At 67.7% G+C, this 25,205-nt stretch carries 17 protein-coding genes and 6 pseudogenes; 14 read left to right on the forward strand and 9 right to left on the reverse strand.

All coding sequences use genetic code 11. The annotated features are described in order from the left end of the window. Window positions 1–41 precede the first annotated feature (41 nt). The 3 genes from JYG32_RS39510 to JYG32_RS32900 all read left to right on the forward strand — a co-directional run bounded on the left by JYG32_RS39510 (window position 42) and on the right by JYG32_RS32900 (window position 3,736). Window positions 42–542 (forward strand): inorganic phosphate transporter, encoded by a 501-nt coding sequence (locus tag JYG32_RS39510; protein ID WP_283842735.1) that lies wholly within the window; start codon window positions 42–44, stop codon window positions 540–542. A gap of 81 nt (window positions 543–623) precedes the next feature. Next, a complete protein-coding gene (locus JYG32_RS32895) occupies window positions 624–2,378 on the forward strand; it encodes an ABC transporter permease (RefSeq protein WP_213266408.1) in 1,755 nt (584 codons plus the stop codon). Between the two features lie 11 nt (window positions 2,379–2,389). Continuing rightward, window positions 2,390–3,736, forward strand: a complete 1,347-nt coding sequence (locus JYG32_RS32900; protein WP_213266409.1) for an ABC transporter ATP-binding protein — start codon at window positions 2,390–2,392, stop codon at window positions 3,734–3,736. Window positions 3,737–3,763: 27 nt separating this feature from the next. On the opposite strand, the gene JYG32_RS32905 is transcribed toward JYG32_RS32900, so the two are convergent. Further along, window positions 3,764–4,642 carry a MurR/RpiR family transcriptional regulator gene (locus tag JYG32_RS32905; protein ID WP_213266410.1) on the reverse strand — a complete coding sequence of 293 codons (879 nt, stop codon included), beginning with the start codon at window positions 4,640–4,642 and terminating at the stop codon, window positions 3,764–3,766. Window positions 4,643–5,002: 360 nt separating this feature from the next. Here JYG32_RS32905 and ggt point away from each other — a divergent pair, with 360 nt between their 5' ends. Together ggt and JYG32_RS32915 are read left to right on the forward strand one after the other, a co-directional pair. After that, window positions 5,003–6,754 carry a gamma-glutamyltransferase gene (gene ggt / locus JYG32_RS32910; RefSeq protein WP_213266411.1) on the forward strand — a complete coding sequence of 584 codons (1,752 nt, stop codon included), beginning with the start codon at window positions 5,003–5,005 and terminating at the stop codon, window positions 6,752–6,754. 219 nt (window positions 6,755–6,973) lie between these two features. Next, a complete protein-coding gene (locus JYG32_RS32915; protein ID WP_213266412.1) occupies window positions 6,974–8,302 on the forward strand; it encodes a dicarboxylate/amino acid:cation symporter in 1,329 nt (442 codons plus the stop codon). Window positions 8,303–8,304: 2 nt separating this feature from the next. On the opposite strand, the gene JYG32_RS32920 is transcribed toward JYG32_RS32915, so the two are convergent. Then, window positions 8,305–8,694, reverse strand: coding sequence for a DUF3331 domain-containing protein (locus JYG32_RS32920; protein WP_213266413.1), 390 nt, complete (start codon window positions 8,692–8,694; stop codon window positions 8,305–8,307). A 44-nt stretch (window positions 8,695–8,738) separates the two neighbouring features. Further along, entirely contained in the window at window positions 8,739–10,031 is a 1,293-nt protein-coding gene (locus JYG32_RS32925; RefSeq protein ID WP_213266414.1) for an NAD(P)/FAD-dependent oxidoreductase, read from the reverse strand. 148 nt (window positions 10,032–10,179) lie between these two features. Here JYG32_RS32925 and JYG32_RS32930 point away from each other — a divergent pair, with 148 nt between their 5' ends. Beyond that, complete coding sequence (locus tag JYG32_RS32930) at window positions 10,180–10,833, forward strand: TetR/AcrR family transcriptional regulator (RefSeq protein WP_213266415.1); 654 nt, start codon at window positions 10,180–10,182, stop codon at window positions 10,831–10,833. A 27-nt stretch (window positions 10,834–10,860) separates the two neighbouring features. Here the strand turns inward: JYG32_RS32930 and JYG32_RS32935 are convergent. Next, a pseudogene (locus JYG32_RS32935) lies at window positions 10,861–11,106 on the reverse strand (LysR family transcriptional regulator); the annotation flags it as partial. On the opposite strand from JYG32_RS32935, the pseudogene JYG32_RS32940 reads away from it, so the two are divergent. Next, window positions 11,077–11,193, forward strand: a pseudogene (locus JYG32_RS32940) (SDR family oxidoreductase); the annotation flags it as partial. The pseudogenes JYG32_RS32935 and JYG32_RS32940 sit on opposite strands and share 30 nt — an antisense overlap. Window positions 11,194–11,229: 36 nt before the next feature. On the opposite strand, the gene soxR reads toward JYG32_RS32940, so the two are convergent. Continuing rightward, window positions 11,230–11,709, reverse strand: coding sequence for a redox-sensitive transcriptional activator SoxR (soxR, locus tag JYG32_RS32945; RefSeq protein ID WP_174380610.1), 480 nt, complete (start codon window positions 11,707–11,709; stop codon window positions 11,230–11,232). Between the two features lie 80 nt (window positions 11,710–11,789). Between soxR and JYG32_RS32950 the strand changes: the two genes are divergently transcribed. The 4 genes and pseudogenes from JYG32_RS32950 to JYG32_RS32965 form a co-directional block, all read left to right on the forward strand. After that, window positions 11,790–13,022: an efflux RND transporter periplasmic adaptor subunit gene (locus JYG32_RS32950; protein ID WP_213266416.1), complete on the forward strand. Its 1,233-nt coding sequence runs from the start codon at window positions 11,790–11,792 to the stop codon at window positions 13,020–13,022. A 13-nt stretch (window positions 13,023–13,035) separates the two neighbouring features. Next, window positions 13,036–16,209: an efflux RND transporter permease subunit gene (locus tag JYG32_RS32955; protein WP_213266417.1), complete on the forward strand. Its 3,174-nt coding sequence runs from the start codon at window positions 13,036–13,038 to the stop codon at window positions 16,207–16,209. After that, window positions 16,206–17,717, forward strand: a complete 1,512-nt coding sequence (locus tag JYG32_RS32960; protein WP_213266418.1) for an efflux transporter outer membrane subunit — start codon at window positions 16,206–16,208, stop codon at window positions 17,715–17,717. Before JYG32_RS32955 ends, JYG32_RS32960 begins: the two co-directional genes overlap by 4 nt. A 34-nt stretch (window positions 17,718–17,751) precedes the next feature. Continuing rightward, window positions 17,752–18,009: pseudogene (locus JYG32_RS32965) on the forward strand (cytosine permease); the annotation flags it as partial. A gap of 98 nt (window positions 18,010–18,107) precedes the next feature. Here the strand turns inward: JYG32_RS32965 and JYG32_RS32970 are convergent. The 3 genes and pseudogenes from JYG32_RS32970 to JYG32_RS32980 form a co-directional block, all read right to left on the reverse strand. Further along, complete coding sequence (locus JYG32_RS32970; RefSeq protein ID WP_174380606.1) at window positions 18,108–18,863, reverse strand: glucose 1-dehydrogenase; 756 nt, start codon at window positions 18,861–18,863, stop codon at window positions 18,108–18,110. Between the two features lie 43 nt (window positions 18,864–18,906). After that, entirely contained in the window at window positions 18,907–19,443 is a 537-nt protein-coding gene (locus tag JYG32_RS32975) for a VOC family protein (protein WP_213266419.1), read from the reverse strand. 221 nt (window positions 19,444–19,664) lie between these two features. Beyond that, window positions 19,665–20,580, reverse strand: a pseudogene (locus JYG32_RS32980) (LysR family transcriptional regulator). Window positions 20,581–20,860: 280 nt separating this feature from the next. Between JYG32_RS32980 and JYG32_RS32985 the strand changes: the two are divergent. From JYG32_RS32985 to JYG32_RS32995, 3 genes and pseudogenes are all read left to right on the forward strand, one after another. After that, window positions 20,861–22,213: pseudogene (locus JYG32_RS32985) on the forward strand (MFS transporter). Between the two features lie 70 nt (window positions 22,214–22,283). Continuing rightward, window positions 22,284–22,506 (forward strand): annotated as a pseudogene (locus JYG32_RS39220) (MFS transporter); the annotation flags it as partial. Window positions 22,507–22,746: 240 nt separating this feature from the next. Next, complete coding sequence (locus tag JYG32_RS32995; RefSeq protein ID WP_213266420.1) at window positions 22,747–23,358, forward strand: cysteine hydrolase family protein; 612 nt, start codon at window positions 22,747–22,749, stop codon at window positions 23,356–23,358. A 19-nt stretch (window positions 23,359–23,377) separates the two neighbouring features. Here the strand turns inward: JYG32_RS32995 and JYG32_RS33000 are convergent, their stop codons facing one another. Continuing rightward, entirely contained in the window at window positions 23,378–25,003 is a 1,626-nt protein-coding gene (locus JYG32_RS33000) for an amidohydrolase (protein WP_213266421.1), read from the reverse strand. Window positions 25,004–25,205: the final 202 nt, after the last annotated feature.

Here is a 25,205-nt window from a genome sequence, read left to right on the forward strand (position 1 = left end):
CGATAGCCTGCGACACCGAGTCACCTCTCCGGAGCCTCTTCATGCCGAATCTCGCGGCAACGGAAACCAGCGGCGCGGCCGGCCAGCGCACCCGCACCCTCGGCTTCGCGCTGTTTTTTCTGATCATTGCCTGCGGCATCTTCTATATCGCGATTCACCCGAGCGCCGGCCTCAGTCCGGTCAGGGGAAGTTTGGTCCTGCCGTTCATGCTGCCGATCGTGATCGGCCTCGGCACGATGGTCGGCTGGAAGCGGATCGTCGTGACGGTCGGCGAGAAGATCGGCAAGTCGCATCTCACGTACGGGCAGGGCGCGTCGGCAGAAGCCGTCGCGATGCTGACGATCGGGATGGCCGACGCGTACGGGCTGCCGGGGTCGACGACGCACGTGCTCGCGTCGGGCGTGGCCGGCACGATGACGGCGAGCGGCGCGGGCCTGCGCCGGGACACGGTGCGCAACCTCGTGCTCGCATGGGTGCTGACGCTGCCCGCGTCGATCGCGCTGTCGGCCGCCCTGTACTGGGCGCTGCACGGACTGTTCTGACCGGCGTCGACGGATGCGCCGCCCGGCCGCACGGCATGCGGCCGGTCCCATCGATTTTCAATTCAACACAAGACGCTACCGATGGATATCAGTTTCTTCGATCCGAATCGCACCGCGAACGCCTCGGCGTGGCGCGTGCTCCCCAACCGCTGGGATGCCATCGCGTTTCCGCTGATCATCTGCCTGCTGGCGATGGCGATCGTCGGCTTCCATCAGACGTTGGCGCCGATCGGCGTGCTGCAGACGCAGAAGATCTCGCTCGATCCGTCGAACCTGCCCGAATACGCGTTGCGCACCACGCTGCGGATGCTCGCCGCGATGGTTGCGTCGCTCGTGTTCACGCTCGTCTACGGCACGCTCGCGGCCAAGAGCCGCCGTGCGGGCATGGTGCTGATCCCGATCCTCGACATCCTGCAGTCGGTGCCGGTGCTCGGCTACATCTCGTTTACAGTCACGTTCTTCCTCGCGCTGTTCCCGGGCCGCGTGCTCGGCGCCGAGTTCGCGGCGATCTTCGCGATCTTCACGAGCCAGGCGTGGAACATGACGTTCAGCTTCTACCAGTCGCTGCGTACGGTGCCGCGCGACCTGCACGAAGTATCGCGGGGCTTTCACCTGACGTCCTGGCAGCGCTTCTGGAAGCTCGAGGTGCCGTTCTCGATGCCGGGGCTGATCTGGAACATGATGATGTCGATGTCGGGCGGCTGGTTCTTCGTCGTCGCGTCGGAAGCGATCACCGTCGGCAACCAGACGATCACGCTGCCAGGGATCGGCGCGTATCTCGCGCAGGCGATCTCGGACAAGAACCTCGGTGCGGTCGGCTGGGTAATCGTCGCGATGTCGATCGTGATCCTCGCGTACGACCAGTTCCTGTTCCGCCCGCTCGTCGCGTGGGCCGACAAGTTCCGGATGGAGAACACCGCGTCGGGCGATGCGCCGCAGTCGTGGCTGCTCGACATGATGCGTCGCACGCACCTGATCCACCAGTTGCTGGTGCCGGCCGGCTGGCTGTTGTCGCAGGCGGCCCGTGTGCCGCTGCGCGTGCCGTCGTTCAAGGGCGTTGGCGCGCGTGTCGCGCTGAGCCGCCGTTCGTCACGGATCGGCGACATCATCTGGGGCGCGCTCGTGATCCTGCTGACGGCGTACGTCGTGTGGCGCGTCGTCAGCTTCGTGTCGACCGGCGTGACGCTGGCCGAGGTCGGCCACGTGTTCGTGCTTGGGCTCGTCACGCTGCTGCGCGTGATGATCCTGATCGCGATCGCGTCGGTGATCTGGGTGCCGATCGGCGTGTGGATCGGCCTGCGCCCGGCGCTCGCCGAAAAGGTCCAGCCGATCGCGCAGTTCCTCGCCGCGTTCCCGGCGAACCTGCTGTTCCCGGTGTTCGTGATCGTGATCGTGCGCTTCCACCTGAATGCCGACATCTGGCTGTCGCCGCTGATCGTGCTCGGCACGCAGTGGTACATCCTGTTCAACGTGATCGCGGGTGCGATGTCCTATCCGAACGACTACAAGGAAGTCACGAAGAACTTCCGGATTCGCGGCCGGCAGTGGTGGCGGCAGGCGATCCTGCCCGGCATCTTCCCGTACTACGTGACGGGGGCGATCACCGCGTCGGGCGGCGCATGGAATGCGAGCATCGTGTCCGAGTTCGTGCAGTGGGGCGACACGAAGGTTGTCGCGCACGGCCTCGGCTCGTACATCGCGCAAACGACCGCCGCCGGCGATTTCCCGAAGATCATCCTCGGCATCGCCGTGATGTCCCTGTTCGTTACCTTGTTCAACCGCCTGCTGTGGCGTCCGATGTACGCCTATGCGGAATCCAGGCTCCGTCTCGATTGAGAGTAAGCGCGATGCAAAATTCGACCGTTATCAACGCCCCTGTCAAGACGTCCCAGCCGCTGCAGCCGCCGCGCCTCGGCGAAGAAATCCTGCGCGTCGATCACGTCTGCCGCGGCTTCAACAAGACGCAGGGCGAGCTGCTCGTGCTCGACGACGCGAACCTGTCGCTGCGCGAAGGCGAGATCGTCGGGCTGCTCGGCCGTTCCGGCTCGGGCAAGTCGACGCTGCTGCGGATCATCGCCGGCCTGATCGAGCCGACCGGCGGTGAAGTGACCTATCTCGGCAAGCCGCTGAGCGGCCCGGCCGAAGGCGTCGCGATGGTGTTCCAGACCTTCGCGCTGTTCCCGTGGCTCACCGTGCTGCAGAACGTGGAGGCCGGCCTCGAAGCGCTCGGCGTCGGCGCGCGCGAGCGGCGCGAGCGCGCGCTCGCCGCGATCGACCTGATCGGTCTCGACGGCTTCGAGAACGCGTATCCGCGCGAGCTGTCGGGCGGCATGCGCCAGCGCGTCGGCTTTGCGCGCGCGCTCGTCGTCGACCCGACGATCCTGCTGATGGACGAGCCGTTCTCCGCGCTCGACGTGCTGACGGCCGAGACGCTGCGTACCGACCTGCTGGACCTGTGGACGCAAGGGCGGATGCCGATCAAGTCGGTGCTGATCGTCACGCACAACATCGAGGAAGCCGTGTTCATGTGCGACCGGATTCTCGTGCTGTCGTCGAATCCGGGCCGCGTGATCGCCGAGATCAAGGTGCCGTTCAAGCATCCGCGCAACCGGCTCGACACCGATTTCCGCAAGCTCGTCGACGATATCTACGCGAAGATGACGGCCCGCCAGACCAACGAGGCGACGAAGAAGGGGCTCGAGCTCGGTAGCTGGCTGCCGCAGGTGTCGACCAACCTGATGGCCGGCCTGATCGAAACGCTCGCGATGGCGCCGTACCACGGCCGCGCGGACATGCCGGAAATCGCGCGTACGCTGCATCTGGAAGTCGACGATCTGTTCCCGATCGCCGAAGTGCTGCAGTACCTCGGATTCGCGGACGTGCGGGAAGGCGACGTGTTCCTGACGCCGCCGGGGCGCGTGTTCGCGGAATTCGGCACGCAGGAGCGCAAGCTGATGTTCGCGGATCACCTGCTGAAGCACGTGCCGCTCGCCGCACGGATCAGGAAGGTGCTGAACGAGCGGCCGGGCCATCGTGCGCCGCGCGTGCGCTTCGAGCAGGAGCTGGAAGATTTCCTGTCGGACGAAGCGGCCGAGGAGACGCTCGACGCGGTGATCGACTGGGGCCGTTACGGCGAAGTCTTCTCGTATAACGACAAGACCGAGGTGTTCAGTCTCGAGGATGTCGAGAGCTGATGCCCGCGCCCGGATGGCGAGCGATCGTCATTCGGGCAAATCGCGCTGGTTGGTATCCCGCTCGATCCCGTCGGTATTGAGATCCTCGATCTTCTCCATCCGCTGCCGCGCCAGTTCCGGCAACTGGTTCGTCACGCCGATCACCAGCGCTTCGGCGAGCGCCAGCGCCGGCACGTTGGTCTGCAGCATCGCGAAAGGGCGCCCCTGGATCCGCAGCACGATCTCCGCGAACTCGCCGATCGGCGACCGCCATTCGTCGGTGATCAGCAGGATCCGCGTGCCGAGCCGGTGCGCGGCCTGCGCGAAGCGGATGCTGTCCTTCTGGTAGCGGCGAAGGTCGAAGATGACGAGCACGTCGCCGTGCCCCATGTCGGCCAGTGCGACCGACGCGAGATTCACGTTCGGTTCGACGTACTGCACATGCGGGCGCGCATAGGCCAGCGTGAACGAAAACAGCGACGCGAGCGGCGCCGTGTAGCGCCCGCCGCCGCAGAAGATGCGCACGTCCGGATCGGCCAGCAGCGCCACGGCTGCGTCGAACGCAGCCGCGTCGAGCCCTTCGATCGTGGTCGCGAGCGACTCGGACAGCCGCTGGAAAATGGCCGAATGGCTGTCGCGCATGCCCGATTCGGAATGGAACGCATCCATCCGCGCGAGCGGCGAATTCATCGCGGTGTCGATCTCGTCGTACAGCGCCTGCTGGAACGACGAGTAATTCGGAAAGCCGATCCGGACGACAAAGCGGAACACGGTCGGGTCGCTGACTTCAGCCTGCTTGGCCACGCTCGCGATCGGCCCGAGGCCGAGGCTCGGATAGCGATCCAGCAACGCATGCGCAACCTTCTGTTCCGACGGCGTGAAGCTATCCATCTGGGATAACAGCAACGCCCTGATGCTCGTCCCCATCGGGCACTCCAGCTCTCTTATCTGAATGACAAACGGCAGACGTGCGTCTGCCGGGACTCCACGCATGTTAGCCGATAGGCGTGCGGCGGACCGCCCGCGGTCCGAAATTAGAGGGACGTATCACTTGGGCGGGTGGTACGCCAGTCAATGTAATGAAACGAACATTTATCTGGAAGTGTTTCCGCGTGCCTTCACTTTATATTCAGTAATAACCCTAGGTTTTAGCGCAAAAAAGCGAGTGCTATGATCGCGGCCTCGCCGGAATGTACTGTTTATTACATGCCGGATTGGCAGCGTTGGCACGCGATGACGCGGCGGCGCATCCCGGCATGGCCCGGTTATTTGTCTGGAGGATTCCGCATGAGGCGGCTCGTCGTACTCACCCTGTTGTCGGCATTGAGCGTGTGCGCGTTCGCCGCTTCGGACCCCGCGGTTGAAGCGAAGAACGGCATGGTCGTGTCGTCGCAGCACTTCGCGTCGCAAATCGGCGTCGACATCCTGAAGGAAGGCGGCAACGCGGTGGACGCGGCGGTGGCGGTCGGCTATGCACAGGCGGTGACCAATTCATGCTGCGGCAACATCGGCGGCGGTGGTTTCATGACCGTGCACCTCGCCGACGGCCGCGACCGCTTCATCAATTTCCGCGAGACCGCGCCGGCTGCCGCTTCCGCGAACATGTATCTCGACGCGTCGGGCAACGTGCGTCCGGGCGAAAGCCTGTACGGCTATCGCGCCGTCGGCGTGCCGGGCACGGTCGCTGGCCTCGATCTCGCGCAGCGCAAATACGGGAAGCTGACGCGCAAGCAGGTGATGGCGCCCGCGATCCGGCTCGCGCGCGACGGCTTCGTGCTGACGCGCGGCGATACCGACATCCTCGACACGACGATCGACCGCTTCAAGCAGGACCCGGACGCGGCGCGCATCTTCCTGCGGCCCGACGGCACGCCGCTGCAGCCGGGCGACCGCCTGGTGCAGAAGGACCTGGCCCGCACGCTCGAGCGGATCGCGGAGCAGGGGCCCGACGCGTTCTATCACGGCGAGATTCCGAAGATCGTCGAGGCGGCATCGAAGCAGGCGGGCGGCCTGGTCACGGCAGCCGATTTCGCGTCCTACCGCGCGCAGGACATGGCGCCGCTGACGTGCACGTATCGCGGCTACGAGTTCGTGTCGGCGCCGCCGCCGAGCTCCGGCGGCGTGACGATGTGCGAGACGCTGAACATCCTCGAAGGGTACGACCTGCGCAAGCTGGGTTATCACTCCGCGGCGTCGGTCCACTACATGACCGAAGCGATGCGGCACGCATACGAGGATCGCAACACGCTGCTCGGCGATCCGAACTTCATCGACAACCCGATCGCGAAGCTGACGAGCAAGGAATACGCGGCGCAAATCCGCAAGAGCATCCATGCCGATACGGCGACGCCGTCGGTCGACGTGCAGCCCGGTGTCGGCGTGCACGAGAAGCCTGAAACGACGCATTACTCGATCGTCGACCACGACGGCAACGCGGTGTCGACGACCTATACGGTCAACGGCCGCTTCGGCGCCGTGGTCATCGCGCCGGGCACGGGCTTCTTCCTGAACGACGAGATGGACGACTTCACCACGAAGGTCGGCGCGCAGAACCTGTTCGGCCTCGTGCAGGGCACCCGCAACTCGATCGCGCCGGGCAAGCGTCCGCTGTCGTCGATGGCGCCGACCATCGTGAAGAAGGACGGCAAGGTGTTCATGGTGGTCGGCTCGCCGGGCGGGTCGCGCATCATCACGATCACGCTGCAGACCGTGCTGAACGTGATCGACTACGGGATGACGCCGCAGGATGCGGTCGCCGCGCCGCGCATCCACCACCAGTGGCTGCCCGACGAGGTCTACTACGAAACCTACGGCCTGTCGCCCGACACGCTCGCGATCCTGCGCAACATGGGCTACAAGATGGTCGAGCAGACGCCGTGGGGCGCGGCCGAACTGATCATGGTCGGCCTGCCGGGCACCGAGGCGGCGAGCCGCCAGAGTTCCGGGAACGACTCGTCCGTGTCCGGCAACGTGCGCGTCGGCTTCATCTACGGCTACAACGATCCGCGTCGTCCGGCCGGATCGGCGATCGGTTACTGACCGACCCGATCGCATCGTGCCGAACCGCTGCCGACGGCGTTCGCGCTTGCGCGAATGCCGTGACGGCGGCAGCGCGTCCGCTCGCGAACATCCGCAAGTCCGATCGGCGCCGGTGCGTGGCACTCGGCGCACGACCGGCTCGCCATGCGCGCGCCCTGGTACGGCACCGGACGCGCGCCTTTCATCCGTCAACCCCTTCATCGTGCGACGAATCCCGACATGAACAAACGAATGTCCGCGGCAGGCTGGATCCTGCTCGCGATGGCGGCCGGCATCTTCATCGGCTACCTGATCTACACGCAGCTTCCGGACAAGCAATCCGCGGCGGAAATCGCCGGCTACATCTCGCTCGTGTCCGATGTGTTCCTGCGGCTGATCAAGATGGTGATCGGCCCGCTGGTGTTCTCGACGCTCGTCGTCGGCATTGCGCACATGGGCGATGCGTCGTCCGTCGGGCGCGTGTTCGTGAAGGCGCTCGGCTGGTTCGTCACCGCGTCGCTGATCTCGCTGCTGCTCGGGCTGCTGATGGCGAACCTGCTGCGGCCCGGCGAGAACCTCGGCCTGCCGCTGCCGGACATCGGCGCGTCCGCGCATCTCGCGACGGCCAAGTTCACGCTGAAGGACTTCGTCGGCCACATGGTGCCGAAGTCGTTCGCCGAGGCGATGGCGAACAACGAGATCCTGCAGATCGTCGTGTTCTCGATGTTCTTCGGCGTCGCGCTGTCGGCGCTCGGCGAGCGCGGCAAGATCCTCGTCGCCGCGATCGACCAGTTGTCGCACGTGATGCTCAAGATCACCGGCTACGTGATGAAGCTCGCGCCGCTCGCGGTGATGGCCGCGATGGCATCGACGGTGGCGATCAACGGGCTGTCGATCCTGCTGAAGTTCGCGGTGTTCATGGGCGACTTCTACGTGAGCCTCGTGCTGTTGTGGGCCACGCTCGTCGCCGCCGGGCTGCTGTTCCTCGGCCGCCGCGTGTTCAAGCTGCTCGTGCTGATCAAGGAAGCGTTCATGCTGTCGTTCGCGACCGCGAGTTCCGAGGCCGCGTATCCGAAAATCCTCGACGCGCTCGACCGTTTCGGCGTGCGGCGCAAGATCTCGAGCTTCGTGATGCCGATGGGTTATTCGTTCAACCTCGACGGCTCGATGATGTACTGCACGTTCGCGTCGCTGTTCATCGCGCAGGCCTACAACATCCACCTGTCGCTCGGCACGCAGGTCACGATGCTGCTGATCCTGATGCTGACGTCGAAGGGGATGGCCGGCGTGCCGCGCGCATCGCTCGTCGTGATCGCGGCGACGCTGCACCAGTTCAACATCCCGGAAGCCGGGCTGCTGCTGATTCTCGGCGTCGACACGTTCCTCGACATGGGCCGCTCGGCCACGAACGCGGTGGGCAACTCGATCGCCAGCGCGGTGGTTGCGAAGTGGGAGGGCGAGCTGATGTCGGAAGCCGAGGCCCAGGCGCATGCCGCGCATCTCGATGCCGAACTGGAACGGCAGAACAGCGATCCGGCCTATGGCGCCGGTCAGGCCACGTCGACCTGACGTCAGGCGGCCAGCGCCTCGTCGATGCACGCCGCCAGTACCATCGCGGCGGCGTTGCCCGGCGTCGAGCCGAGCAATTGCGGCGCATAGACGCTGTCGCCGATCTCGATCGGCCGCCCCGACAGCGCGCAGGTGCCGCGCTTGCGCGTCGTGAACAGCCGCCACTTCTGGTAGCCGTAGTGCCCGGTGCATGCGTCGCACCATGAAATCATCACGGTGTCGGCCGTGGGCCGCTCGAGCACGCTGATGGTCGGCCGGCTCGTCGCGTCCCACGTCGGCAGCCGGTCGCGCGTGACGCTGCGTCGTTGCGGTATGCCCCACGATACGGACGGCATGTCGAAGCTGCCGATTGCGGCGACGGTCATGAGCCAGGGCGCTGCACTGTCGTTCATGTCGGTGTTCCTCGAAACGTTACGCGATGCCGCGACGCGCGGCATCACGACAGGCGGATGCGCGGCTGCACGCAGCCGTTGATCCGTTCGGCGATCCACAGCAGGGTCGCCTTGGAGAAGCCGTGCAGCGCCTGCTGGTGCCGCCGGTAGAGCATCAGGTGGCTGAACTGCGCGAAACGCCCCTGGATGAAGCCGCCGCGGAAGAACCCGAACTGCCCGAGCGTGCCGAATGCGTCGTAGTCGCTGATCGACACGAGCGCGCCGAAATCGTGGAACGCGAACGGCGGCATCGGCTTGCCGTCGAGCCACGCTGGCAGGTGCTTCGCGAGATGCTCGGCCTGCTGCGTGGCGACCTGCGCGGTCGGCGGCAGCGGCCGTTCGTGGCCGTCGGGCAACAGGCTCGCACAATCGCCGATCGCGAATACGTGCTCGTCGGCAGTCGCTTGCAGCGTGGGCCCGACGACGATCTGGTTCGCGCGGTTCGTGTCGAGCCCGCCCAGCGCCTGCATGAAATCGGGTGCCTTCACGCCGGCCGCCCAGACCATCAGGTCTGCTTCGGCGAACGAGCCGTCGCCGTAGCGGAAGCCGTTCGCGTCGGCCGCCGTGACGCGCGTCGACGTCAGCACGTGAAAGCCGATCTGTTCGAGCCGTCGCTGCGCCGACGCGGAAATCCTCGGCGGAAACGCGGCGAGGATGCGCGGGCCGCTTTCCAGCAGCGTCAGTTGCAGCCGTTCGCGCACCGTCGCGTCGCCATATGCCTGCGCCACTTCCAGCAAGCGGCTCAACTCTGCCGCGAGTTCCACGCCCGTCGCGCCCGCGCCGACGATCGCGACGCGAAACGGCTCGTCGCGCGCGATGCTGCGGAACACGCGCATTCGCAACGCTTCGTTGAAGGTCTCGGCCTGCTGCTGGCTGTCGATGAAGTAGCAGTGCTCGCGCACGCCCGGCACGCCGAAATCGTTGGCCTGGCTGCCGAGCGCGACGATCAGCACGTCGTAGTCGAGTTCGCGGGCCTCGATCACCACGTCGCCGTCCTGCGAGCGGATCTCGCCGAGCTGCACGCGGCGGCGCGCGCGATCGAGCCCTTTCAGTTCGCCGGGCTGGTACGTGTAGCCGTGGTCGCGCGCATGGGCGAGGAAGATCACCTGTTGCTGCTGGACGTCGCGCGTGCCGGCCGCGATCGTGTGCAGCATCGGTTTCCAGATATGGGTCGGACTGCGGTCGACGACGGTGACCTGCGCCCGCCCGGATCGGCCGAGACGCTCGCCCAGGCGGGTCGCGAGCTGCAGCCCGGCGATCCCGCCACCGACGATGACGATGCGTGTAGGGGTTGTCATGGATAAATCATCGCGTGATGAATAAGGTATGATCCTAGCGCTTCCCGGCTTCGCGTGTCAACGCGAGCGGGGCAGGCAACCCGGTTCCGGCGATGTGAAACCGGGGCCCGAACACGGGTATTCGAACCATTCAAGGGAGCAGGAAAACGTGGCTGAAGTCACTGAGCGCGCGCCGTCGAAGCGGCGTACGCGCGGGCGGCCGCTGGCGGGTGCGTCCGTCGGTCCGGACGTGATATTGCGGGCCGCGCGCCGCACGTTCGCGAAGCGGGGCTACGACGCGACGAGCGTGCGCGAAGTCGCGCGCGAGCTGGGCGTCGACGCGGCGCTGATCGCCCATCATTTCGGGACGAAGGAAACGTTGTGGCTGGCTGTCGTCGAGCAGATCGTCGATCTCGCCGAGCCGATGTTCGACGCGCTGCGTGCGTTGCGCACGTCGTCACTGCCGCATCGCGACCGCGTGAGGCGCGCGCTCGAGCTGTGCGTCGATCACGAATTCGACGAGCCCGACATGGGCATGTTCTTCTCGACCGCGGCGACCGAAGTGGGCGGGCGGCTCGACCGGCTGCAGGAGCGGCTCGTGCGGCCGTATCACGAGGTCATGTTCCCGCTGCTGTCGGACGCCGTGCAGGCCGGCGCGATTCGCGCGGTCGATCCGAACGTGCTGTTCTTCATGATCGCGAGCGCGATCGGCACGACGGTGTCGTACAGCCACATGATGCTGGAGTTCACGTCGCTGCCGACGCGGCGGGACGCGTTCCGGCAGGCCGTGCTCGACGTCGCGTTCAACATCGTCGGCGACTGAACGCCGCGCGCGATGCGCGCGGTCACGTCACGTCGCGGCGACGAGCCCCAGCTCGCCTACCGCGTTCCGCGCTGTCTCGCGCAGCGCGTCGATGAGCGGCGACGGCGTCCGGTACGCGATCGCCAGTTCGTACGCGAGCGGGCTGCCCGCATCCCTCAGTTCGCGGAACACGATGCCTTGCGGCTGCATCGGCACGAACAGGCGCGGCATCAGCGCAACGCCGATGCCGCCCGCGACGAGCCCGGCCGCGCCGGGCATCCGGATGACATCGCGGACGCGGTCGCGTGGCTCGCCGGGCCGCGCGCGTCGTTCGTCACGGGCGCGACGATCGCGGTGAACGGCGGCTGGCGAGTCGGATGATGCAACCCGCGCCGGCGGCGGGCGCAGGGTCGTGCGTCATTCGACGTCCGTGGGCGGCTTGTCGCCGAGCCAGCGCCGCGCGCCGGGCCCGTTGCGGCCCGCGCGGTCTTCCGGGTTGGTCAGCTTGCAGCGTTTCAGCGACAGGCAGCCGCAGCCGATGCACTCGTCGAGGTTGATGTAGAGCCGCTGCAGCTCCTCGATCCGGCTCGCGACGCGCTGCTTCCAGCCGCGCGACAACCGCTGCCAGTCCTTGTTGCTCGGCGCGGTGTCCTCGGGCAGGCTGACGAGCTGCTCGGCGATCTCGTCGAGCGAATAGCCGATCTTCTGCGCGAACACGATGAACGCGATCAGCCGCAGCACCGCGCGCGAATAGTGGCGATGGCTCGAACCGTTCCGGTGCGACTTGATGAGACCGCGCGTTTCGTAGAACCGCAGCGTCGACGCCGGCACGCCGCTGCGCGCGGCCACGTCGCGGATCGACATCAGCGGCCATTTCGGTTCTTCCGGGGTACCCATGACGTTCTCCGGGAAAAGCTTGACTTGAAGTTAACTTCAACTTTTATGCTACGCGGCAGTTTAACCCGTCGCGAGGCATCATGTTCCCCTTATCCCTACGCAGGACGTCGCCTTTGGGCGCCGCTTGCGCACTGCTGCTGGCGTTGTCGGGCTGTCACGACGGCAAAGGCGCAGCGTCAGCCTATTCCCTTCCCGAAGTCGGCGTGGCAACCGTCGCGCCGCGCACGGTCCGCCTCGCTGACGAATTCAACGGACGCGTCGAAGCGGTCGACGCGGTCGAATTGCGGCCGCGCGTGAGCGGCTATCTGCAACGTGTCGCGTACAAGGAGGGCGATCTCGTCGCGCAGGGCGCGCTGCTGTTCGAGATCGACCCGCGCCCGTACCGGATCGCACTCGACCGCGCGAACGCGCAGCAGCAGCGGGCCCGCGCGGCCGCGAGCCTCGCGAACGTACAGCTCAAGCGCGTGCAGACGCTGATCGATGCGCATGCGACGTCGCAGGAAGAACTCGACAACGCGCGCGCCACCGCCGAGCAGGCGCGTGCGGACCTGCAGGCGGCCGACGCGGCCGTCGCCGACGCAAAGCTCAATCTCGGCTTCACCGAAGTGCGCGCGCCGATCGCGGGCCGCGTCGGCCGCGCGGTCGCGACCGCCGGCAACCTCGCGCGCGCGGACGACACGTTGCTGACGACCGTCGTGTCGCAGGATCCGGTCTACGTGTATTTCGATTGCGACGAGCAGAGCTACCTGCGCTACAACGCGCGCCGCGCCGATCCGAAGCATCGCGCGATCGGCGCCGATCCGGTGCGCGTGGGCCTCGCGAACGAGACGGGTTTCCCGCACGCAGGCACCGTCGACTTCCTCGATAACCGGCTCGATCCGCAAACCGGCACGATCCGTGCGCGCGTGCGGCTGCCGAACGCGGACCACACGTTCACGCCGGGCCTGTATGCACGCGTGCAGCTCGTCAGCGGCCGCGACCAGGATGCGCTGCTCGTCGACGACAAGGCCGTGCTCACCGACCAGGACCGCAAGTACGTGTACGTGATCGGCCCCGGCGACAAGGCACTGCGACGCGACGTGACGATCGGCCGCGAGCTCGAAGGCGAGCGGATCGTCGAGAAGGGGCTGCAGGCGGGCGACCGCGTGGTCGTCGACGGCGTGCAGCGGATCTACTATCCGGGCGCGCAGGTGAAGCCGAAGGCGCTGCTCGCGCGCGCCGATGCCGGTGCCGGCACGGGCAGCGGCAAGGGCGGCGGCACGGGTGGCGGCACGCAGGCCGTGGCCGAGGCCGGCGTGCCGGCCGCGCAATGACGGGAGGCATGTGATGGATTTCTCCCGATTCTTCATCGACCGGCCGATCTTCGCGGTCGTGCTGTCGATCGTCATCTTCGCGATCGGCCTGATCTCGATTCCGATGCTGCCGGCCGGCGAATACCCGGAAGTCGTGCCGCCGAGCGTCGTCGTGCGTGCGACGTACCCGGGCGCGAACCCGAAGGAAATCGCCGAATCGGTCGCCGAACCGCTGGAAGAGGCGATCAACGGCGTCGAAGGCATCATGTACATGAAGTCGGTCGCCGGGTCGGACGGCAGCCTGCAGGTCGTCGTCACGTTCCTGCAGGGCGTCGACCCCGACACGGCCGCCGTGCGCGTGCAGAACCGCGTGAGCCAGGCGCTGTCGCGCCTGCCCGACGAGGTGCGCCAGTACGGCGTGACCACGCAGAAGCAGTCGCCGACGCCGCTGATGTACGTGAGCCTCTATTCGCCGGACAACAGCCGCGATTCGCTGTACCTGCGCAACTACCTGACGCTGCACGTGAAGGACGAACTGTCGCGGCTCACCGGCATCGGCGACGTCGGCGTATACGGCTCCGGCGATTACGCGATGCGGCTCTGGCTCGACCCGAACCGACTCGCGTCGCGCGGGCTGACCGCGAGCGACGTGATCGCGGCCGTGCGCGAGCAGAACGTGCAGGTGTCGGCCGGCCAGCTCGGCGCAGAGCCGTCGCCGAAGGCGAACGACTTCCTCGTGTCGATCAACGTGCGCGGCCGTTTGCGCACGGTGCAGGAGTTCAGCGACATCGTGCTGCGCAACGGCGACGACGGCCAGGTCGTGAAGCTGTCCGATGTCGCGCGCATCGAGCTCGGCGCGGGCGACTACACGCTGCGTTCGTATTTCAACGACAGGCATTCGGCCGTGGTCGGCATCTTCCTGTCGCCGGGCGCGAACGCGCTCGACGTGGCAAAGGCCGTGTATGCGAAGCTCGACGAACTGTCGAAGCGTTTCCCGCCCGGTGTCGCGTACCGCCCCGTGTGGGACCCGACCGTGTTCGTGCGCGAATCGATCCGCGCGGTGCAGCACACGCTGATCGAGGCCGTGGTGCTGGTCGTGCTCGTCGTGATCCTGTTCCTGCAGACGTGGCGCGCATCGATCATTCCGCTCGTCGCGGTGCCGGTATCGGTGGTCGGCACGTTCGCGTTTCTCCATCTGCTCGGCTATTCGATCAACACGCTGACGCTGTTCGGGCTCGTGCTTGCGATCGGGATCGTCGTCGATGATGCGATCGTCGTCGTCGAGAACGTCGAGCGCAACATCGCGCAGGGCTTGAGCCCGCGCGATGCCGCGCACCAGGCGATGCGTGAGGTGTCGGGGCCGATCGTCGCGATCGCGCTCGTGCTGTGCGCGGTGTTCGTGCCGATGGCGTTCATGTCGGGCGTCACGGGCCAGTTCTACAGGCAGTTCGCGGTGACGATCGCGATCTCGACGGTGATCTCCGCGATCAACTCGCTGACGCTGTCGCCCGCGCTCGCCGCGAAGCTGCTGCGCCCGCACGGCGCGCCGAAGGATGCGCTCACGCGCGCGCTCGATCGCGCGTTCGGCTGGCTGTTCCATCCGTTCAACCGCTTCTTCGAGCGCAGCTCCGATCGCTATCACGGCGTCGTCGCGCGCACGCTGAAACGGCGCGGCGTGGTGTTCGCGGTCTATGCGGCGCTGCTCGCGGCCACCGCGCTGCTGTTCAACGCGGTGCCGGGCGGCTTCATCCCGGTGCAGGACAAGCTGTACCTGTTCGCGGGCGCGAAGCTGCCGGAAGGCGCGTCGCTCTCGCGCACCAGCGCGGTGACCGAGCAGATGACGAAGATCGCGCTCGGCACCGACGGCGTCGAGATGGTGCCGGCGTTTGCGGGGCTGAATGCGTTGCAGGGCGTGAACACGCCGAACATCACGAACTCGTATGTGATCCTGAAGCCGTTCGACCAGCGCCACCGCAGCGCCGCGCAGATCAACGCGGACCTGAACGCGCGCTTCGCGGCCATCGGCGGCGGCATCACCTATGCGCTGATGCCGCCGCCGATCCAGGGCCTCGGCAACGGCTCGGGCTACTCGCTGTACCTGGAGGATCGCGGCGGGCTCGGCTACGGCGCATTGCAGAACGCGCTGACCGCGTTCCAGGCGGCGGTCGCGAAGACGCCGGGGATGAGTTACCCCGTCAGCTCGTACCAGGCGAACATCCCGCAGCTCGAGGTGAAGGTCGACCGGCTGAAGGCGAAGGCGCAGGGCGTCGCGCTGAACGACCTGTTCAATACGCTGCAGGTCTATCTCGGCTCGATGTACGTGAACGACTTCAACGTGTTCGGCCGCGTGTATCGCGTGATGGCGCAGGCCGATGCCGGTCACCGGCAGACGGCCGCCGACATCGCGAACCTGCGCACGCGCAATGCGAAGGGCGAGATGGTGCCGATCGGCTCGATGGTGACGGTGGGGCCCGCGTACGGCCCTGACCCGGTCGTCCGCTACAACGGCTATCCGGCCGCCGACCTGATCGGCGACGCCGATCCGAAAGTGATGTCGTCGTCGCAGGCGATCGCGAAGCTCCAGCAGATCGCGAAGGAGGTGCTGCCGCCCGGCATCACGCTCGAATGGACCGACCTCAGCTACCAGCAGGTCACGCAGAGCAACGCGGCGATCGTCGTGTTCCCGCTCGCGGTGATGCTCGTGTTCCTCGTGCTTGCATCGCTGTACGAGAGCTGGACGCTGCCGCTCGCGGTGATCCTGATCGTGCCCGTGTGCATGTGCGCGGCGTTGTTCGGCGTGTGGCTGTCCGGCGGCGACAACAACGTATTCGTGCAGGTCGGTCTCGTCGTGCTGATGGGGCTCGCATGCAAGAACGCGATCCTGATCGTCGAGTTCGCGCGCGAGCTCGAAATCCAGGGCAAGGGCGTGATCGAGGCCGCGCTCGAGGCGTGCAAGCTGCGGCTGCGCCCGATCGTGATGACGTCGGTCGCGTTCATCGCCGGTTCGGTGCCGCTGCTGATCGGCAGCGGCGCGGGCAGCGAAGTGCGCGCGGCCACCGGCGTTACCGTGTTCGCGGGGATGCTGGGCGTCACGCTGTTCGGGCTGTTCCTGACACCTGTGTTCTATGTAGCGATCCGCAAGCTCGCGGGCGGCACGCCGGCCGTCTGGAGCGAACAGCACGGCACCCTTGAAGGAGAAAACCGATGAGTGCCGCTTTCCGTCTTTCCGCGCTCGCGATGTCGGTGACGCTGGCCGCGTGCGCGGTCGGCCCCGATTTCAAACGGCCCGATACGGCCACGGCCGCGCGGTTCGCGCGCGACGCGCAGCCGGCGACGCAGCGCGATGCATCGCCGGCCGATACGCCGCCCGACGCGTCGGCCGATGCCGATGCGGCGTTCTGGCGCGGCTTCGGCGATCCGGCGCTGACGCAACTGATCGACACGGCGCTCGCGGCGAACCAGGACCTGCAGGTCGCGGTGTCGCGCTACGATGCGTCGAACGCGCTGCTGTCGCAGGCGACGTTCGACCGCTATCCGACGATCACCGCGAGCGGCCAGATCGGCCATCAACTGACGAGCAAGGACCAGGCGTTCGGCGCGCCGCGCAGCCAGCGCGATACGCCGATTTCCAGCGTCGGGATCAATGCGGCATGGGAGCTCGACCTGTTCGGCCGCGTGCGCCGCTCGATCGAGTCGCAGCGTGCGGAAACGACTGCAAGCGCGGCGGACGTGCGCGCGGTGCGCGTCGCGATCGCCGGCGAGGTCGCGAGCACGTACGTCGATCTGCGCGGCGCGCAGGAGCGGCTGCGGATCGCGCGCGAGAACGCCGACAACCAGAAGCAGACGCTCGCGCTGATCAATGCGCGCGTCGGCGCGGGGCGCGGTTCCGAGCTCGATGCGGCGCGTGCGCGCGCGCAGTACGAATCGACGACGTCGCGGATCGCCGTGTACGAAGCCGCGATCGGCGTCGACGAACACCGGCTCGCGGTGCTGACCGGGCAGACGCCGGATGCGCTGATCGGCCGGTTCGATCTCCCGAAGGCCGTCGCTTCGGCGGGCACGCCCGTGCCGCTGCCGGCGCTTGCCGCCGACATCGATCCCGGCACGCCGGGCGACCTGCTGCGCCGGCGCCCCGATGTCGCGGCCGCCGAGGCACGGCTGCACGCGGCGACCGCGCGCGTCGGCGTCGCGACGGCCGACCTGTTTCCGCGCTTCACGCTGTCGGGATTGCTCGGCAGCGCGACGAGCAGCTACGGGTTCTTCCGCGCGGGCAGCGACACGAACCTGATCGCGCTCGGCATCGACTGGTCGTTCCTCGATGTCGGCCGCGTGCGTGCGCGGATCGCCGCGAGCGACGCGGAAGCGGCCGGCCAGCTCGCGCAGTACCGGCAGACCGTGCTCGGTGCGCTGGAGGACACGGAGAACGCGCTGCTGCGCGTTGCGCGTACGCGTGACGAGACGTCCCATCTCGTGCGCGCGGCGGACGACAGCGCGCGCGCCGCACAGCTCGCGCAGACGCGCTTCTCGGCCGGTGCGATCGACTACTACGAAGTGCTCGACGCGCAACGGACGCTGCTGCAGGCGCAGGATGCGGCGGCCGACGCACGCACGCGCAGTGCGACGTCGACGGTCGCGCTGTACAAGGCACTGGCGGGCGGCTGGCCGTCGGGAACGGCGCTGCGCGCGCAAGGGCCGCTCGCGCAGTCGGGGCGGTAACGGAGGAGCGGTTGCGCGGCACACGGCATGGACGATGCCTGCCGCGTTCGTCGGGCTGTCGTTCGTGAACCTGCCGGGCCAGTTTGTCGGGCCGCTCGGCAACCTCGCGGGCGGGCTCGACCTGAGCGTGCCGCTGTCGCTGGCGGTCGGCGGGATGCTGTACTTGGTGCTGCTGACGCTGTATCCGGAACCGGACGGTGTGTACGGTCCGCACGGGCGCCGCTTCGTGCGCGGCGGCAAGCGCGCGGCGCGCGGCGTCGGTGCGCCGGCGATCCAGCCGAACGGATACTGAGCGGCGGCGCGTGGCGCCTGGCCCCGGAACGATAACGCCGCCGTGCGGGCACGGCCGCCGGCGGCGTTGTCGTTTCCGTTTCCGGCAGGAGAGCGGTGTCAGTGGAACGTGCTGCCCGCGAGCATCCCGCCGTCGACGATGAATTCCGAGCCCGTGCAATACGCGGATTCGTCGGACGCAAGGAACAGCACGAGACTGGCCACTTCGTCGGGTTTGCCGATGCGCGCGATCGGCAGACCGCTATAGATGGACGACGGATCGAAGTCCGCGAACTCGGGCGGGCGCGCCATCACCGTGTCGATGCCGCCCGGATGTACCGAGTTCACGCGAATACCGTGGCGGCCGAATTCGAGCGCGGCGGCCTTCGTCATCCCGCGCACCGCGAACTTGCTCGACACGTATGCGCTGCCGCCCGCGACGCCTTCCATCCCGGCCGTCGACGACACGTTGACGATCGAGCCGCCGCCCGCATCCTTCAGCGCGGCAAGCGCCGACTTCATGCCGAGCCAGCAGCCGACCTGGTTCACTTCGATCACCTTGCGATAGTCGTCGAGCGAACACGATTCGATCGGCACGAGCTTCAGGATCGCCGCGTTGTTCACGAGGATGTCCAGCCGGCCGAACTGCGCGAGCGTCGCTTGAATGGCCGCCTGCCAGTCGCCTTCGTTCGTTACGTCGAGATGCTGGAATCGCGCGGCATCGCCGAGTTCGGCTGCGACGCGCTGGCCGGCGTCGTCCAGCACGTCGGCGATCACCACGCGTGCGCCTTCGGCGACGAACCGGCGCGCTTCCGCTTCGCCCTGGCCGCGGGCGCCGCCCGTGATCAGCGCCACCTTGCCTTCGAGTCGTTTCATCCTGCTTGCTCCTGTGAGTGAGGGGGGACGCGCGCGAGCCCGCTCATGCGGAGGCGGCCGCCGCGTCGATGATGCGAACCGGATCGGTGCCGTTCCACGCGCGCGCTTCGGCGATGCCGTGCGCGATCATGTCGCGCATGCCGGCGCCTTCGATCACTTCGACGCGTACGCCGGGATCGTCGGCGTCGTCGAGATACGCGACGCGCGTCGCCGGGTTGCGCGCTTCGAACACGACACGCAGGCCGCGCGCCGTCAGCCGCGCCACCGCGGCGTCGAGATCGTCGACGACCCACGCGACGTGATGCAGGCCGACGAGCGGTTGCCCGCGCGCATCGCGGTACGGCGATGGCGTGTCGTTCGTCACGTGGATCAGTTCGATCTGCAGGCCGCCGCGATACGCGAGCCCGACGTCCATCGTGACCGTCACCGGTTCGCCGAGATGGCGGCCGTCGACGCGTACGTTGCGGAACACGGTCCACGGGCCCGCATCGTGGCGGACGCGCCAGCGCGCGATGCTGCGGTCGAGGTCGGCAACCACATAGCCGATCTGGTCGATGGGGCCGAGGACCGGGTCGTTCATGTCGTCTCCGTGGCGGGCGCACGCGTGCGTGCCGCGCGATGTATGACGGCCATGATCGCAACAAAGCGTGCGCTTCGTGTCGTCCGAACGGACTAGCACGCGCTGCTTGTGTCGCAGGGAATCTCGGCTTTCGCTGCCGCGTTACGCGGCACCGCCATGATGCGGATGCGGGCGACCGAAGGGGAATGGGCGACGGCGAGCGCTGCGGATCGATCCGCGCATCACCGCGCGTTCGGCCCCTTGACCGTCAGTCGGCACACGGTCACGAGTGCGAGCAGGTTCGGGTCGCGTTCGCGCCGGTGCAGGAAGCTCAGGCCGATCGTCTGGCGGATCGTGGGCCCGGCGAGCGGCACCAGCGCGATCTTGTGCGCGAACAGGTCGCGCACGCGGCCGGGCAGCAGCGAGCAGCCGACGCTGCCCGACACGAGGTTGATCAGCGAGAAGATGTCGCCCACCCGCATCACGATATTCGGCGTGATGCCGGCCGCGCGGAACGCCTCCGTGAAGCCGTGATGCGTCGCGAAGCCTTCGCCGAGCGACACGAACGGCTCGTCGCGGCACGCGCCGAGATCGATCGCGTCGCGTTGCGCATACGGCGAATCGATCGGCGCGGCGAAGAACATCTCGTCCTCGAACAGCACGATCGGTTCGATTTCGGCGTCCGGTTCGGGCAGCGCCATCAGCGTCGCGTCGATCGCGCCCTGCCTGAGCTTGTCGAGCAGGTCGGCGTTCGAGCCGAGCACGAGCTCGGCCTGCAGTTCGGGGCGGCGCTCCTTCAGCGCGATCACGACCTCGGGCACGGTGCGGATCGTCAGCGAATAGAGCGATCCGATCTTCAACTGGCCGGCGCCGTAGCCGGCCGCCTCGCGCGTCGCGCGGATCCCGGCCGTCATCGTTTTCAGCACTTCGCCCGCGACTTCCGCGAGAACCTGCGCGGCATCGGTCGGAATCAGGTTGCGCCCCTCATGACGAAACAGCGCAGTGCATGCCTTCCTCGAGCGTATGCAGCGCGCGATGCACGCTGACCGTGCTGACGCCCAGCGCCTCGGCCGCTTTCGCGAGGCTGCCGGCTTCCATGAAGGCGAGGAGCACCTCGAGCTTGCGGAACGTGATCTCTTCGTTGATGCGGTTGCGCATGATGCGGAAGACGGGAAGGGCGGCCGACGATTCTGCCGCAGAACCCGGGGCGCAACAATGCGCTAATAACCGGGGTTTTCGCGCAGCATGGCGTGGCGCGGAAACATTTAATCTCCGGCTAATCATCTGCCTCGGGCATCAATTGATGCGGGTTTTCGGCATCCCTATCATCGTTTCACGCCGGTCGTGCGCGCGGGGCGAGCGGTTTCGTCGTTCCGCCGCGAGCCGTCGACGATGCGAACAGCCGATTCGCCCATGCGTGCCACGGAAGGCGGCACGCATGCGGCGCGGCACCATGAGACTGCAGGAGACAAGCATGCGCGACTCACGTCGGAATACGCGGCATCGGCAGGTGGTTGCCGCTGTCGTCGGCAATACCCTCGAGTGGTACGACTTCATCGTTTAAGGGTTCTTCTCCGGCATCATCGCGCGGCTGTTCTTTCCCGCCGAGAGCCAGTACGCGTCGCTGCTGATGTCGCTGGCGACATTCGGCGTCGGTTTCTTCATGCGCCCGGTAGGCGGCATCCTGTTCGGGCTCTATGCGGACCGCAAGGGCCGCAAGGCTGCGATGCAGCTCATCATCTTCCTGATGACGCTGTCGATCGCGCTGATCACGTTCGCGCCTTCGTACGCGACGATCGGCCCGGTAGCGCCGATCCTGATCGTCGTCGCGCGGCTGCTGCAGGGTTTCGCGACTGGCGGCGAATATGCGAGCGCCACCGCGTTCCTCGTCGAGAGCGCACCCGCGAACCGGCGCGGCCTGTACGGGTCGTGGCAACTGATCGGCCAGTGCCTCGCGGTGTTCTCGGGCGCCGCGATGGGCGCGTGGGCGACGCAGTCGCTGTCGGATGCCGCGCTGCATAGCTGGGGCTGGCGCGTGCCGTTCGCACTCGGGCTGCTGATCGGGCCGGTCGGCCTGTGGATCCGCCGGCACATGGAGGAGACCGACGCGTTCCTCGATGCGAGCGAGTCGAGCGTCGAGCCGCCGGCGAGCGTGTCGCGCGTGCTGCGCGACAACCTGCGCGGCGTGCTGGTGTCGATGGGGCAGACGATCACCGGCACGGCCGTGTTCTACGTGATGCTCGTCAACATGCCGACATTCGTGCACAAGCCCTTCGGGCTGCCGCTCGACCAGGTCTTCAAGGTGCAGATGGTGGCGGTCGCGCTGCTGACGGTGACGATTCCGGTCGCCGCGATCGTGTCCGACCGCATCGGCCGGCGGCCTGTGCTGATCGCCGGCACGCTGGCGCTGCTGACGGTCACTTATCCGCTGTTCTCGTGGCTGGCCGCGGCGCCGGGCATCGGGCGCCTGCTGGTGATGCAGCTCGTGATCTGCACGATCATCGGCATCTGCTATGGCCCCGCGCCGACCACACTCGCCGAACAGTTCGCGACGCGCTCGCGTTCGACCGGCATCGCGCTCGCATACAACGTCGCGGTGATGGTGTTCGGCGGCTTCGCGCCGTTCATCGTCACGTGGCTGACGCACGCGAGCGGATCGCCGGTCGCGCCCGCGTGGTACGGGCTGTTCGCGGCGTCGTTCGGGCTGCTCGCGAGCGTGTTCATGCACGACGGCGCACCGTGCGTGCTCGCGCGCCGGCAGTTTCAGGGCGAACCGCTGAGCGCCAAGTAGCGGCCGGCGGTCCGTCGCCCGTGCCGGCGAGCCATCGGCGCGGGCGGCATGCAGGGTATCGGCTCGGCCGATGGTTGGCATCGCGGGCGGCGGCCTACCGCGGCCGCCGCCCGGTCATTACGCTGGGGCGATCATCCACTCAGTCCGGAAGGTCGCCATGTCCCGGCTCGACTACACGCTGCTCGGCCCCTGCCTGCCTGCTTGCGATCGCGATCGACGCGATGGGGTCCGGGCTCGTCTATCCGATGATGTCCGCGATCTTCAGCGATCCGCACGCGGGCATCCTGCCCAGCTTTGTGATGATGGTCGCGGCCGGGCGCACGCGGCCGGGCGCGCGAGCGGCCGCGCTGTCGTAGGCGGTCGCGCGCACGTTGGCCCGATCCTGTCGGACGTTGTCCCGCGCGCCGCTGTCGCGCAAAGCCGCGCGGCCCGACACTGGCGCGTCGCGGCCGGGAAGGCCCCACGCCGCGTCCGGCGGCGCCGGCAGGCCCGGCGCGCCGTTCTGTTTGACGTGCCAACCGAGAGAGCGACCCATGCAACATCCGACCATCCGTACCCTGGCCGGCGCGACGGCGCCGACGTCGATCGATGCCGCCCGCACCGCGCTGCTGGTGATCGATTTCCAGAATGAATACTTCAGCGGCCGCCTGCCGATTCCGGAAGGGCCGCACGCGCTGGGCAACGCGCGGCGCGTGATCGCGTTTGCCGACCGCGCGGGCATTCCGGTGTTTCATGTTCAGCACGTCGATACGGCTGACAGCCCGATCTTCGCCGACGGCAGCGACGGCTTCCGCTTTCACGCGGACCTGCAGCCGGCGCCGCATCACACGGTTGTGAGGAAGACCTCGGTGAGCGTGTTCCCGACCACGGACATCGATGCGCGCCTGAAGGCGGCCGGCATCGACACGCTGATCGTCACGGGCCTGATGACGCATGCATGCATCGCCGGCGCGGCCCGCGATGCGGTGCCGCTCGGCTATGCGGTGATCGTCGTCGACGACGCATGCGCGACGCGCGACCTCGACGTCGCGGACGGCAGCACGGTGGCGCACCGGGACCTCCATCGCGCGACGCTGGCCGCGCTGTCGGACACGTTCGGCGACGTGCTGACGACCGGGCAGGTGCTGGCGCTCGACGTCGCCTGACGGCCGCCCGGTTCGCGTTTCAGTCGGCCCAGCCCGGCGCGGCGTGCACGACTTCGCCGCGGAAGCACGTTTCGATCACGCGGGTTTGCGCGAACGTCTCGACCGGATGCGCGAACGGATTGCGGTCGAGGATCGCGAAGCTCGCGTCCTTGCCCGCTTCGAGCGAGCCCGTGCAGTCGTCGAAGCGCAGCGCATACGCGGTGTTCACCGTATACGCTTCGAGCATCGTGAGCAGGTCGAGGCGCTCGTGCGGATTCCACGGCGGGCTGTCGGGCTGGTCGATCAGCAGGTGCGTGACGCCCGTCTGGATGATCTGCATCGGGTCCATCGTGCTGACCGACCAGTCGGAGCCGGCCGCGAGCATCGCGCCCGCGTTGCGCAGGCTGCGGAACGGGTAATTGCGCGCGGCGCGCTCGTCGCCGAGCAGGTCGCGATAGAGCTGTTGCTGCTCCTTGCGAGCGGCCGTCCACAGCGTCTGCACGCTCGCGATCGCGCCGAGCCGGTTGAAGCGGCTCATGTCGGCCGGATCGACGAGCTGCAGGTGCGCGAGTTGCGCGCGCCGGTCGCGCATCCCGTTGCGGCGCTGCACGTGTTCGAGCGCGTCGAGCGTCATGCGCACCGCGCGGTCGGCGAGCGTATGGAAGTGCAGGTCGAAGCCGGCCGTATCGGCGAGCAGGCAGATCTCGTTCAGCGCGTCCTGGTTCCACAGCGCGAGGCCGCAGTCGTCGGTGCCTTCGTACGGCTCGAGCAGCGCGGCGGTCTTCGATTCGGGCACGCCGTCGACGAAGATCTTCACCGTATGCAGGCGCAGGTTGTCGCGCTCGTATTCGCGGCGCCATGCGACGAAGCGCTCGACCTGCTCGCGCGGGTCGCGGCGCGGGTTCGCATAGAGGCCCGCGCTCATGTAGGCCTTCAGCTTGCCGGCGCGCTGCGCGTCGGCATAAGCCTTGAGCTCGGCTTCCTCGACCCGTGCGTCGAACCAGCCCGTGATGCCGAAACCGTGCGCCATCGCGTGCGCCTTTGCGAGCGACTTCGGGTAGCCGGCCGGGCTCAATTGCGGAATGATCGGGCAGATGCGGTAGAACGCCGCTTCATGCGCGACGCCGTTCGGCGCGCCCGACGCATCGCGCTCGTAAACACCGCCGCTCGGATCGGGCGTGTCGGCCTGGATGCCGGCCGCTTCGAGCCCCTTCGTGTTGAGGCAGCCGCTGTGCACGTCGAAGCCGACCACGAGCAGCGGCCGGTCGGGCACGATCCGGTCGAGCAGCTCGCGGGTCGGATACGCGCCGAACGCGGCGAGGTTGGCGCCGCCGAGATAGACCCACGGTTCGTTCGGCGTCGCATCGGCGCACGCGCGGATGCGCCGCAGGATCGCATCGGGATCGTTGATGCCGGACAGGTCGAAGTCGCCGAGGATCTGGTGGCCTTCGAGCGGGTGCACGTGACCGTCGATGAGGCCCGGCAGCATCAGCCTGCCGGCCAGGTCGACCATGCGCGTCGCGGGGCCGGCCAGCGGGCGGATGTCGTCGCCGCGGCCGACCGCGACGATCTTGCCGTCCTTCGTGGCGAGTGCCTGGGCGAAGCGGCGCTGCGCGTCGCCCGTGTAGAGCAGGCCGTTCAGATAGACGGTATCGGCGTGTTGCATGTGTCTCCTCCGGACAGGGGGCTTGTCGACGGGCGCACGTGTCCGGCGGGCGGGCCGTCTGGCTCGTCCGGTCGGGTGAACCCGGTCGGGTTGGAATGGGGTGTAGGGCGTTATGCGCCGGCGTTGCGTGGCACGGGCGGCGACGCGTTGCGGCGAAGGACGGGTTTCGCCGGCGGTACGTCACGCCGATTTCGCCGATCGG

The sequence above is a fragment of the Burkholderia pyrrocinia genome, from assembly GCF_018417535.1.
GTDB lineage: Bacteria > Pseudomonadota > Gammaproteobacteria > Burkholderiales > Burkholderiaceae > Burkholderia > Burkholderia pyrrocinia_E.